The organism is Paenibacillus piscarius (assembly GCF_022234545.1).
Taxonomy (GTDB): Bacteria; Bacillota; Bacilli; order Paenibacillales; family Paenibacillaceae; genus Paenibacillus_AQ; species Paenibacillus_AQ piscarius.
In genome coordinates this window covers 282,299-294,798 of record NZ_JAIEUI010000001.1, presented here as the reverse complement: position 1 = coordinate 294,798, position 12,500 = coordinate 282,299, and the positions used below count along the sequence as shown (strand labels likewise).

9 protein-coding genes and 2 pseudogenes are annotated in these 12,500 nt (G+C 56.2%); all 11 read right to left on the bottom strand.

Features of this window, described 5'->3' with window-relative positions:
* A partial coding sequence (locus K1558_RS01170; protein WP_238649538.1) for a hypothetical protein occupies positions 1-240 on the bottom strand: 240 nt, incomplete at its 3' end.
* A gap of 40 nt (positions 241-280) precedes the next feature.
* Positions 281-961 carry a hypothetical protein gene (locus tag K1558_RS01165; RefSeq protein WP_238649537.1) on the bottom strand — a complete coding sequence of 227 codons (681 nt, stop codon included), beginning with the start codon at positions 959-961 and terminating at the stop codon, positions 281-283.
* 833 nt (positions 962-1,794) lie between these two features.
* Positions 1,795-2,892 (bottom strand): endo-1,4-beta-xylanase, encoded by a 1,098-nt coding sequence (locus K1558_RS01160; RefSeq protein ID WP_238649536.1) that lies wholly within the window; start codon positions 2,890-2,892, stop codon positions 1,795-1,797.
* A 44-nt stretch (positions 2,893-2,936) separates the two neighbouring features.
* Positions 2,937-4,457, bottom strand: a complete 1,521-nt coding sequence (locus tag K1558_RS01155) for a glycoside hydrolase family 43 protein (RefSeq protein WP_238649994.1) — start codon at positions 4,455-4,457, stop codon at positions 2,937-2,939.
* A gap of 89 nt (positions 4,458-4,546) precedes the next feature.
* Positions 4,547-4,885 (bottom strand): annotated as a pseudogene (locus K1558_RS01150) (carbohydrate-binding protein); the annotation flags it as partial.
* Between the two features lie 57 nt (positions 4,886-4,942).
* Positions 4,943-6,466 (bottom strand): annotated as a pseudogene (locus tag K1558_RS01145) (glycoside hydrolase family 43 protein); the annotation flags it as partial.
* Between the two features lie 209 nt (positions 6,467-6,675).
* Positions 6,676-7,740 (bottom strand): ABC transporter substrate-binding protein, encoded by a 1,065-nt coding sequence (locus K1558_RS01140; protein WP_238649535.1) that lies wholly within the window; start codon positions 7,738-7,740, stop codon positions 6,676-6,678.
* Positions 7,741-7,850: 110 nt separating this feature from the next.
* The gene (gene yjfF, locus K1558_RS01135) at positions 7,851-8,819 is read right to left on the bottom strand and encodes a galactofuranose ABC transporter, permease protein YjfF (RefSeq protein ID WP_238649534.1); all 969 of its coding nucleotides are present in this window, start codon (positions 8,817-8,819) and stop codon (positions 7,851-7,853) included.
* Positions 8,809-9,852: an ABC transporter permease gene (locus tag K1558_RS01130; protein ID WP_238649533.1), complete on the bottom strand. Its 1,044-nt coding sequence runs from the start codon at positions 9,850-9,852 to the stop codon at positions 8,809-8,811. Before K1558_RS01130 ends, yjfF begins: the two co-directional genes overlap by 11 nt.
* A 3-nt stretch (positions 9,853-9,855) precedes the next feature.
* Positions 9,856-11,367 carry a sugar ABC transporter ATP-binding protein gene (locus tag K1558_RS01125; RefSeq protein ID WP_238649532.1) on the bottom strand — a complete coding sequence of 504 codons (1,512 nt, stop codon included), beginning with the start codon at positions 11,365-11,367 and terminating at the stop codon, positions 9,856-9,858.
* A gap of 83 nt (positions 11,368-11,450) precedes the next feature.
* Positions 11,451-12,488, bottom strand: a complete 1,038-nt coding sequence (locus tag K1558_RS01120; RefSeq protein ID WP_238649531.1) for an ABC transporter substrate-binding protein — start codon at positions 12,486-12,488, stop codon at positions 11,451-11,453.
* Between the last annotated feature and the right edge of the window lie 12 nt (positions 12,489-12,500).

Here is a 12,500-nt window from a genome sequence, read left to right as displayed (position 1 = left end):
GATTACATTTCCGGCTGCGTCACCCGTCCGGCCCATTGTAATCGGTTTTCCGATTACATTTCCGGCTGCGTCACCCGTCCGGCCCATTGTAATCGGTTTTCCGATTACATTTCCGGCTACGTCACCCGCCCGGCCCATAGTAATTGGTTTTCCGATTACATTTCCGGCTACGTCACCCACGCGGCCCATTGTAATCGGTTTTCCGATTACATTTCCGGCTGCGCCACCCGTCCGGCCCATTGTAATCGGTTTTCCGATTACATTCGCTTGACGCTGTTGTTCAGACCAGATCCGGGCTTTGAATTGTACCTATGTACTCGTAGTATGTAACCCGTGGAGATGTCCCTCTCGCTACAGGACGGAATTTCCCCTTATCCACTAGCATACGGCTGTACTTAATAATTGTCGTGTAATGTAACTCAAGCTCCCTCGCTGCATCACCTGGACGGAGAACACGGTGGTTGCGAATGGCTAACCGCATCAAATCTCGTTCAATTCTGGTATAGGGTTTCTCCATGCTTCCATTAGTAGCCGCTGCGGAGAAATACGGAAACAGCAGGTTCCGCAGTGTGGAGAGAATGAAAGACGGATTTTCTTTCATCTCATCCAGCGAGATATAGAGCATCATGTAGTCTTGTGATTGCAGGAAGAGACCGCGATTCAAATCCATCCGGTATTTGCTACGTTCCGTTCCATGCGATCCATAATCCATAATCTCGAATGCAATCCGCGAGGAACCGACCTTCCACAGTAAATCAATATAGTAGGATCTGCCGCGCCAATCCTTAACTTCATATTCCGGATGGAGTCCATGAAAATGTCCAACAAGTGGCCACCACACACATTCCACGAATAGGCGGTTACCGTAGCTATGCCCCCGCTTCAGCGCATCAAGCCGCTCCCCCTTTCTTCGTTTCAGATGATGGCTTAACCACTGGTCATGTTCTTCAGTAAATCCCACTTCAATCCCCTCGCTCTACAATGAAATTAATGTGTGAACGCACAAAGCCCCGCCACCTTCTAAGGATAGAAGGGAGCGGGGCATCCTTTGCCACGTCTACTATAACTAATACTAGTGTGCCACTTTTGCTCATAGAACGCAAGATGCAGATAGCAAACACCTTACAGGTCAGCTCTGGAAGCAAAATGTGTTTGGTTTTTCGCATACGTTTGCTCCACGTGCCTCCGCTGCGCCGAATGTATTCGCTTTTCCGATTACATTTCCGTCTACACTCCCCATCCGGCCCAATGTGATCGGTTTTCCGATTACATTTCCGTCTACACTCCCCATCCGACCCAATGTGATCGGTTTTCCGATTACATTTCCGGCTACGCTACCCATCTGGCCCAATGTGATCGGTTTTCCGATTACATTTCCGGCTACGCAACCCGCCCGGCCCAATGTGATCGGTTTTCCGATTACATTGGGTCCGCGCACCTCCGCCACGACCAATGTGTTCGGTTTTTCAACTTCATTCCGCCCACGCACCCACACAACGCTCTTCCTCACCACAAAAAAGCTGCTCCTAGCGCAACTTGCGGCGCATGGGGAGCAGCCTTGTTTACGCTAGGGAGCAGCCTTCTTATCGCAGCTGTAACAGCCTTGTTCGCACTTCGGCAACAGCTCTTGTGCTGAAGGCTTGCTTCAGCTTACTCGGCCGGAACGGCCCTTGCCGTGCACGGGTGCTTACTCGCCCCAGTGCAGCCTCACCACACTTACCAGCTAACTGAGCCGAAACAGCTTCCAGCCAAGCTTACGAGCTACCCGGCAAGAACGGCCCCCAGCCAAGGAGCTTACTCGCCCGGAACGACCTCCAGCTCCGGCTGGACTACGCTATCAGGTTGCACCACGCTATCCGGTTGCACCACGCTATCAGGTTGAACCGAACTAGCATCCGTGATATCAAGACCATCGGTAGTTTCCATCAACGCCGAGGAGCCGCCCAGATATTGCTTCAGCCATTTCAGCGCCGGACGCTCGGTGCCGTTGGAATTCACCAGGTGAGTGCCCGAGGCCCAGGTCTGATTCTGGATGTAGCCCCACAGGGTTACACCCTTGACCGAAGGATGGTTCCACAGCACCGGGAACTTCGTTTGGTATCTGGCCAGCTGGGTGTTGTCATCGCCGGTGATGTCTAGCTCAGAGACGTAGATCGGCAGTCCGGTCGCCGCCAGCTTGTTCAGCACCGTATTCATCGTGCTCACACTGACATTATCCATATTGAAGTAGTGGCACTGAATGCCGATGCCGTCGATCAGACCTCTGGACTTCAGGATATTGATAATGTTCACATATTTGTCGGCCGCGCTGGGGTCACCGATAATGCCGTAGTCATTGAGGTGCAGCTTGGCGTTCGGGAAGGCGGCCCGGGCTTGCTGGAAGGACCAGATGACCCAATCCCAGCCGGTGCTGCCATCGCCGCCGATGGCATTGCGGTACGAAGGCTTGGCATGCAGCGGTTCATTGACGACGTCCACAAAAGCTGTCTTCGCGGAATAACGCTGGCCTGCCTGCGCAATGAAGGAGCTGATCTCCGCCTTCTGCTCCGCTGCCGATAAGCCAGCGACCCAGTTCGGCTCCTGGCTTCCCCAGACGAGGGTATGGAATTTGAACGGGATGTTCTTGCTAATCGCATAGTTATAGATCATATCGGCATTGCCCCAGTTCATCTGGTTGCGGGTACCTTCAATCGATCCCCATTTAGTGCCGTTCTCCGGTGTTACCTGATTCCAGTAGGTAGTGAAGTTACTTGGTGCACTTCCGGCGATGATATTGCCCAGGAACTTGGAGCCGTTAGTAATAGCTGCGCTGGCGCTCCCTGCCATCACTGATGTAAGCAGGACACTGGCTAAGGCCAGCCCGCCCACAACCTTCTTGATTCGATTCTTCAATTGAACACATCTCCTTCTTCTATTTAGATTCAAATTCACACAAGCTATTCCAGACGCAGATAATCGAAATCCGCATAGCCGCCTGCTGCCTTCGTAGCGTAATTGAATAAGGCAAACCGGTAGCCCATGAAATGCGGCAGGGTATAAGACATTTGCAGCGTATTCCCCAAGGCCGTCCAGTTGTTACCGTCCAGACTGTAATAGAAGTATGCCTTGTCCGTCTGATTGGTGAAGTCGCATACCACCTTCAGGTAGACTCTGTTCTGATTGAGCGGCACATTGGCCACCTGAACCATGGAGCCGGAGCTGGCGTTGACCATGACAATTGACTTGGAGCTGCCCGATACCTTCACACCGGCGAAGCCATATTTAGCCTGAAAAGCAGCCAGTCCGGCAACATCCCCGTCCTTCATTCCGCCCGTCTCCAGCGCGGTAATCCCTGTACTCTTAGGCCCGAACGTCCGCTGGGTCAGCGTGTTGCGGGCATCCAGTATGCTTGTACTCACCTTGCCCGTCGTCAGCCGCATGAACCCGGAACGCTGAGTCAGCGACCACTTCGAGTTATCGGGATTGTGGTTCCACTGCCAGACCTTGGCCAGCCCTGTCCCTGATGCCCCCGCATTGAACTCGTCAGAGGCATACACCTTCTTCACCGGATATCCTTCCACCGGCAGATTCAGCGTCCGCGGCGCTTTGCCCCCGGTTCCGAAGACCGGCCAATTGTTTGACCAGGTTACAGGTACCAGATAAGGCATACGTCCAACCGCACCGCTGTCCCTGAAGAGCATGGCATACCAGGAGCCGGACGGTGTATCCACAATCCCGCCCTGGGCAATGCCCGAGTCGTTCAGCGACACCTGGCCTGTATAACCGCCGGTTAAGTTAGACGATCGGTAGGTTAACTGGGTGCGCCCGCTGCCGGAGGGCCAGCAGATCAGAAAAACATAATAATACCCGTTAATCTTCTGGATATGCGCGCCCTCGGCCTTCACGATGAAGCTCGAACCGGCAATATTGCTCGAATTCGGAATGATCACCTGATTCAATCCGCCCGATTTGATTGCCTTGGCATCTGCCGTCAGCTCAATCAGGCTGATGTTATCCACGCCATAGACCAGGAAGACCCGCCCGTTATCGAACAGCAGCGAAGCATCGTGATAGTAGCTGCCCAGAACCGAAGAGGTCCACGGACCGCTCTCGATGTTCGTCGTCTGATAGATATAGGTCCGGCCGGTAGCATTGGACCCGAACGATACATAATAGATACCGTTATTGTACCGGAGACTGCTCGCCCACGATCCCTTGCCGTATTCGTTCTGCCCGTTGTTCAGGTTCTGGGCATCCCCGTTCGCATACGTATCATAGACATAATTCACGATCTCCCAGTTCACCAGATCATAAGACTTCATGACCGGGACACCGGGGTTCATATGCATGGTGGTGCTGGTCATGTAATAGACATTGCCCACCCGGATGACATCATTGTCCGGGGCATCGGCATAGATGAACGGGTTATTGAAAGTCGCTGCGCTAACCGCCGAACCATTGAACAGGATGCCGAGCATAAGTGAAACTGCCAGCAGGTACAGCCCTGTTTTTTTAAAAATAAAAGAACGTATAGGTTTCACGCCTGCCCTCCCCCCTGCTTGCCCCGTCACTGGCTCCATTCAATATAATCCACATAGGCATCCCAGCTTCCATTATCCGTGGTCACCACCAGCTTGACCTCCTGATTGCCGGTGGCATGGGCCACATTGGTCAAGGTCTGAACAGTCGGTGTCGTGCCCGTGAAATAGAAGGAGCCGGCATTCACGCCGCCGATCAACAGATCGACTCTGGCTGTGGACGAATTGTTAGAAGCCCCCCGCACCGAGAAGTTATGCGTGCCGAAGGCATAATATTGATTGAATGAAGCCGCATCATTATTGGCGTATAACGCTACTCCGTTGAACGGGGAAGTGATCTTGCCGGCATAAGTGCCGCTTAGCGTCATATCCTCCGCTTCCACCTTGCTCACCGGAGGAGGAGTCGTGCCGCCATCGCCGCCGGATGAGAATTGCCAGTAATCGAAGTTGAACAGGTTACCGGAGCCTGATCCGGTGAAGACCAGAAAGAGTCTGTGCACCCCGGCCGCATTGCTGACCGTAGTCTGCACCTCTTGCCAGGACTGCGCTCCTCCCGTAGCAGGAACATTGAGCGTACCGACCAGCGGGCCGGTTGCGCTGTCGAGCCGGATCTCGATTTTGCCGCCGCCTGTGGCAGAAGCCACATTCGCCTTGAAGCTGGAAGCACCGTTGCCGAAATCGGCATTGCCCACTGCAACCCAGTCTCCATTGTTAATATTGGTCACGTTCATATTGCCTACCGGACCGCCGGAAGCTTGGGAGCGTTCAGTGGTGATGCCCGCGTTCCAGCCGATCGTCTCGGCTTCTACCCGGTTATACGGATTCAGATTGGCAATCTGGGCGACGCCCGCCATATTGCCCTGAACCTCCTGAATGGTCCCGTTAGAATTGTGGAACAGCTTGTTGATATGCGGGGAGCGGTAGCCCTTGCCGTCGCCGAGTACAGCCTTCGCCACAGTCTGGGCATGGTACACCACATACCACTCGTTATTGAAGTTGAACACCGCATGGTGGTTGTTGCCGCCCACTCCGAAGAAGGTATACGGATTCTTCAGGAAATGCCCGGTATAGGTGAAGGGGCCCATCGGGCTGTTACTCACCATATAGCCGATTTCGCCTGCGGGATAAGCCGCCGGGTGCGAGCCCGAGAAGTTGATGCAATAGGAATAATAATATTTGCCGCCGTATTTGTGGATGCCTGAATCCTCGAACATGTAGGGAGCATCAATGGTGGATGCGCTTCCAACAATGCTCGTCATATCTGCGCCCAGACGGAGAACACGCGCAGTCTTAGGGCTCGCGATGGATGCCGGGTCCGAATTGTTGGGAATGCCCCCGCCGGCATACAGATATCCGCTGCCGTCGTCGTCAACCAGCACCGCCGGATCAAACAGCCAGGTTACGCCGGACATTCCGGGTGTGCTGCCGGTCACCAGCGCCTTGCCCAGCGGATCCGTCCACGGGCCGAGCGGAGAGTTGGCGGTGAGCACACCGATGCCGGATGCACCGTTGGCGAAGTACAGGAAGAACTTGTCCTGCCCGTTGATCTTCTTCACGGCTGCCGAAGGCGCCCAGGAGAGCGAGGCCCACTTGGCAATCCCTGCCGAGCCGTTCACATTGTTGGCTCCGGCTACCGGGATGGCGCCGTGATCGGTCCAATTCACCATATCGGCCGACGAGATGACATTGATTTTGTTCAGAGCACTGAAATCATTGTCCTTCACTGTGCCATTGCTGTTATAGACATAGGCATCGCTGGACATATAGATGTAGACTCGTCCGTTATACGTCAGCGCGAAGGGGTCGGCTCCCAGCTTGTGATCCATCAGCGGGTTAGAATTGCCGGGGGTTTTGGCCGTGGCATTGCCTGCCGCATGTGCTGAGAGCATAGGCAGACAGCCCAGCAGCAGCACGAAGGTCATGGCCAGCACCGAGAGCTTTTTGAACATTGACATGCACCTCCATTACATAATGTTGTAAACCCTTACAATCGGATGCGCTACAAATGCCGGATTCCTGCCTGCCTCCTCCTTTCCGCTTGTATTCTTTGAATGAATCTACTAATATTTGTTATTCGAGTTCATCTTAAACTACTTCCCGCTAAGGAACAATGTAGATTTTTGTTTGAAAAGTTGAATTTTTTTGGTATTTTGTCTGCTCAATATTTGCGGTTCGCAACTTCCATCGCCGCCAGCTCCTGCGTATAAATATCCTCCGGTGTGACCATCCGTTTGGGCAGCGTCCGCCCGGCCATAATCTCTGCAGCCGCCTGCATAAGCAGCGGTCCCAGCAGCGGATTACATTCCACCACCGCATTGATGTTGCCCGCAACCATCTGCTCGAACGCCCGGCGCGTACCGTCCACCGAGACAATGATGATGTCCTTCCCGGGCACCAGGCCCGCTTCCCGGATCGCCTCCACCGCACCAATCGCCATATCGTCATTATGGGAAAAAAGCACCCGGGGCCACTTCTCCTCCGGCTGCTGCAAAAACGTCCGCATTACCTCACGCCCGCCGCTCTGTGTGAAATCGGCGGGAGCGCTCATCGTAATCCGGAGGTTCGGCCTCTCTTCCATCAGCTTGCGGAACCCGCGCCCGCGGTCGATGGACGGTGTCGAGCCTACCGTGCCCTGTAGCTCGGCGATGCGGATCGCCTCAGGATGATGGCGCATCTTGTCGATCACATATTTGGCCGCCTTGACCCCTTCCTGATAGAAGTCGGAGCCGATGAAGGTTACATACAGGGAGCTGTCCTCCACATTCACGGAACGGTCGACTATAATTACAGGAATCCCCGCCTGACGGATCTCAAGCAGAATCGGCTCCCAGCCGGTCTGCACCACCGGAGCCACCGCAATCACATCAACCTTGTCTCTGATAAAAGAACGGATCGCCTCGAATTGCTTCTGCTGATCCTGTTCGGCATTGCCAAGCCGCAGCGTGATTCCGGCCTCCTCTGCGGCTTCGCGGATGGAAGCGGTGTTGGCCTCCCGCCAGGCACTCTCTGAGCCGAGCTGGGAGAAGCCCAGCACCAATTGCTTGGCGGGAACAACCTCCTCTGACGGCAAAAGCCCGCTAAGAAGCGCCGGAGAACGATCCGGCGAAGGCACAGCCTGCTGTACGTTTGGATTTGCACTGTCCGAACAGCCGCCCAAGAGCACCAGGAATACGAGCAGACAGGAGTGAAGCCGAAGGGGCAGCCGCTTTAATACCGTTCGCAAAGGAATCCCTCCAGAATTGTAATGGATGCGGTTACAATTATATAGCATAAAATGGGAGAGACAAGTAAAATTTGTCTCTCCCATTCGTTTGCCCGCTTTCTGTGTCTTCTTTATTCTTTGAGCATCAGCCGCCTGGAGCTTAATACGCGCTGCAGCAGGATGAAGATGAACAGCAGCAGGCCGATCACAATCTTGGTCCACCAGGAGCTGAGCGTCCCCTCGAAGCTGATAATGGTCTGGATTACGCCCTGGATCAGCACACCGAAGAAGGTGCCCAGTACATAACCGACGCCGCCGGTCAGCAGGGTGCCGCCAATAACCACAGCCGCGATCGTATCCAGCTCGAAGCCGACCGCATGAAGCCCGTACCCGGACAGCATATAGAAGGTGAAGACCACTCCCGCCAGCGCCGAGCACAGTCCGCTGAGCGTATAGACCAGCACCTTGGTCCGGGCTACCGGCAGGCCCATCAGCAGGGCCGACTGCTCACTGCCCCCCAGCGCATACACATTGCGCCCGAACCGGGTGTAGTGGGCGGTAAAGATTGCCGCGGCCACGACCAGCAGGGCAATCACGGCGCTGATTGAGAGGAAGCTGCCGCCGGGCAGCGGAATTCTCGTCTGGGCCACCGCCGTGTAGAAAGCATTGTCAATAGTAATGGTATCGATGCTGATGACATAACATAAGCCCCGGGCGAGGAACATCCCGGCCAGCGTAACGATGAACGGCTGAATGTCGAAGTAATGGATGATGGCGCCCATCAGGCTGCCGAATGCGGCGCCCATCAGCAGCACCAGCGGGATGACCACCGCAGGCGGCCAGCCGTGCTGCTGGACCAGGCTGGCGGAGACCATGGTCGACAGGGCGATGACTGACCCGACCGAGAGGTCGATGCCGCCGGACAGGATGACGAACGACATGCCGACTGCCGTAATGAGCAGGAAGGCGTTGTCAACCAGCAGGTTCATCAGCACCTGGAGCGAGAAGAAGCCGGTATACCGGAAGGAGCCGGCGACGAACATGACGATGAAGAGCAGAATGGTGACCAGAATCGGAATATACTTGCGGTTAAGAGACATGGCGGCGCATCTCCTTCTCTGCGGGATAATGCCGCGTCTTCCAGCGGGCGGCAACCGCAGCGCGGAAGGCGCTGGACTGAATCAGGCAGACCGCGAGAACGACAAAGGCTTTGACGACCAGGGTAATCTCCGGCGGGACCCCGATCATGTAGATGGTTGTGGTCAACGTCTGGATAATCAGCGCACCGATGACGGTGCCGGTGAGATAGAACCGGCCGCCGCTTAGCGACGTTCCGCCGATGACTACGGCCAGAATGGCATCCAGCTCATTCCAGAGTCCGGCATTATTGCCGTCGGCGCTGGAGACATTCGAGCTGAGCAGCAGGCCGGCGATGCCGGCGCACAGGCCGCAGAATACATAGACGGCCAAGATCACATACCGGGCACGGATACCGGACATCAGGCTGGCGGCCGGATTGCAGCCGACCGACTCAATGAACAGGCCGAGAGCAGTCCGCCGGGTAAGCAGCAGGGCAACAATCAACATCAGCGCAACGACGAAGATTGAGAACGGCAGCCCGGCCAGCGAACCGGACCCGATATAGGCATAGTTCGGGCTGGTGACCGTAATAATCTGCCCGCCGGTGATGAGCTGGGCGATCCCCCTGCCGGCCACCATCAGAATCAGCGTGGCAATAATCGGCTGAATTCCGGCCCCGGAGACCAGGAGGCCGTTCCAGGCGCCCAGCACCAGCGACAGCAGCAGAGCCAGAAGCACCGAGGTCAGGATCAGCCCCATGCTGTTCTGGTCCGCTCCCCTGCTGATACTCAGACAGGCGACCGCGCCGGATATCGCAACAATGGAGCCGACGGACAGGTCGATCCCCTTGGTGGCCACCACCAGGGTCATCCCGATGGCTACCAGCATAAGCGGTGCGCCGAAATTCAGAATATCGATCAGACTTCCGTACAGGTGTCCGTCATGGACCGTAATGGCGAAGAAGTCCGGCGAATACCCCAGATTGAACAGCAGCAATGCAGCCAGCACGCACAGCGGCCAGAATAAGTGATGTTTGACTATTCGGTTCTTCATAGATTAGCCTCCTGCAATCGCCTGCATCATCTGCTGCTGGCTCATGTCCTTATCCGAGATTTCCTTCACCTTGCGGCGGTCGCGCAGGATGGCGATCCGGTCGCTGACCCGCAGCACCTCCTCCAGCTCCGAGGAGATGAACAGGAAGGACATGCCCTGCCGCGAGAGGGTCAGCACCAGCTTCTGAATCTCCGCCTTGGCTCCGATGTCAATGCCGCGCGTCGGCTCATCAAGAATGAACAGCTCCGGCTTCGTCAGCAGCCAGCGGGCCAGCAGCACCTTCTGCTGATTGCCGCCGCTTAAGTTCCTGATTAGATGCTCAGGGCTTGGAGGGTTGATATTCAGGATACGGATGTATTCCTCGGCCAGCTCCTCCTGGCGCTTGCGGGAGATCGTACGGAACATCCCCTCCTTGGCCTGGAGCGCCAGGATGATGTTCTCTCTGACGGTAAGATCGCCGATGATCCCCTCGGTCTTGCGGTTCTCCGAGCAGAAGGCAATCCGCCGGGCGATCGCTTCCCGGGGAGAGTGGATACCGCCCCCCGAAGCGGCCAGCGTGATGTGCCCGCTGTCCGGCTTGTCGGCACCGAAGAACAGCCGGGCGGCCTCCGTCCGCCCTGACCCCAGCAGCCCGGCGAGCCCGACGACCTCCCCCTTGCGGATAGACAGGTCGAACGGCTCAATGCCGCCCCGGCGGCCCAGCCCCTCCGCCCGGATCAGCTCATCGCCGAGACTGTTCTTGTCCTCCGCTGCCAGCTGCGGCAGCTCCTCCAGCAGATCCAGCTCCTTGCCGATCATCTTCAGCACCAGCTCCAGGCGGCTTAGTTCAGCGACCATGTATTCACCGGCCGGCTCTCCGCCCCGGAGAATGGTCACCCGGTCCGAGATTTCATACATCTGGTCCAGAAAATGCGTGACGAACAGAATGGCCAATCCGTCCTGCTTCAGCTTCCTCATAATGCGGAACAGCTGCTCCACCTCATTCTGGTCCAGGCTTGAGGTCGGCTCATCCAGAATCAGCACCTTGGCAGAGATATTCAGCGCCCGGGCAATCGCCACCAGCTGCTGGACCGCAACGGAATAGCTCTGCAGGGGAAGCGTGACATCAATCTGCAGGTTCATCCGTTCAAGGAGCAGCTCCGCAGCCCTGCGGTTCATCTCCTTCCAATGGATGCGTCCCAGCCGCCGCGGCTCTCTTCCAATGAAGATATTCTCGGCAACGCTCAGATTGGGACACAGATTCACCTCCTGGTACACAGTGCTGATTCCGGCCGCCTGTGATTCCTGCGGGCTGCGTACGGCAATGGATTCCCCCTCCATCTCCACGCTGCCTTCATCAATGGAATAGACGCCGGTCAGTACCTTGATCAGTGTGGACTTGCCGGCGCCGTTCTCCCCCATCAAGGCATGAACCTCGCCCGGGAACAGGCGAAGATTGACACCGCTAAGTGCTTTGACTCCCGGAAACCGCTTATGAATTCCGGTCATTTGCAGAATGGGCATCTGCGTGCTCATGGCTGCTACCACTCCTTCTCTCCATAACGAACCGCTCCGGCAGCTGCTTCACTGCCGGAGCCGGATTCGGGCTTAACTGCTGATTAGTATTCGCGGCTGGGCAGAGCTTCCTTAGCCTGCTCAGAGGTAAATGTCGTCTCCTCGGTGACGATGCGCGGCTCCACTGCTTTGCCGTCCACGATATCCTTCACCACCTGCATAAGCTGCGAGCCGAGCAGCGGGTTGCATTCGACGATGAAGTTGATTTTGCCCTCGCTGGCGGCCTGCATTCCGTCCTTCACCGCATCGACCGAGATAATCTTGATATCCTGGCCCGGCTTCAGACCCGCGGCTTCAATCGCCTGAATCGCCCCCAGCGCCATATCATCGTTATGGGCATACAGCACATCAATATCCTTGTTGGCCTTCAGGAAGGCCTGCATGACCTCTTTACCCTTGGCACGGGTGAAGTCTCCGGTCTGCGAAGCGATGATCTTCAGATGCGGATTATCCTTGATGACCTCGGCGAAGCCTGACATACGGTCATTGGCCGGGGCGGAGCCTGTTGTCCCCTGCAGCTCCACGATATTAACGTCCTCAGCAGCGTCTTTATATTGCTCGGTCAGCCACTGCCCCGCCTTGCGGCCCTCCTCTACAAAGTCAGAGCCGAGGAATGTGACATACAGCGAGGTGTCCTTGGAGTCTACCGCCCGGTCCGTCAGCACCACCGGAATACCGGCCGCTTTTGCCTCCTTAAGCACCGTATCCCATCCCGATTCCACCACCGGCGAGAACGAGATCACATCCACCTTCTGCTGGATGAACGAACGGAGGGCCTTAATCTGATTCTCCTGCTTCTGCTGCGCATCCGAGAACTTCAGCGTGTAGCCCGCCTCTTTGGCTGAATCCTGAATCGACTTCGTATTCGCACTGCGCCAGCCGCTCTCTGCACCGACCTGGGAGAATCCGAGTGTAATACTCTTCCCCTCCGTCTTGTCTCCGTTATCCGCCGCCGGAGCTTGTGTGGCGCTATTGCCGTTCTTCGCCGCCGTATTCCCGTCATTGCTGTTGCCGCAGGCACCGAGCATTGCCATGGACAGGGTCAGCAGCAGCGCCGCTCCCATTTTACCGATTTTCTTCATACGTTGTTTTCC

What these genes read in the sequence shown, in the direction of transcription:
- K1558_RS01155 (WP_238649994.1), bottom strand. Translation starts at nt 4,457, where the DNA reads ATGCTCGGCATCCTGTTCAATGGTTCGGCGGTTAGCGCAGCGACTTTC.
- yjfF (WP_238649534.1), bottom strand. Translation starts at nt 8,819, where the DNA reads ATGTCTCTTAACCGCAAGTATATTCCGATTCTGGTCACCATTCTGCTC.
- K1558_RS01130 (WP_238649533.1), bottom strand. Translation starts at nt 9,852, where the DNA reads ATGAAGAACCGAATAGTCAAACATCACTTATTCTGGCCGCTGTGCGTG.
- K1558_RS01125 (WP_238649532.1), bottom strand. Translation starts at nt 11,367, where the DNA reads ATGAGCACGCAGATGCCCATTCTGCAAATGACCGGAATTCATAAGCGG.
- K1558_RS01120 (WP_238649531.1), bottom strand. Translation starts at nt 12,488, where the DNA reads ATGAAGAAAATCGGTAAAATGGGAGCGGCGCTGCTGCTGACCCTGTCC.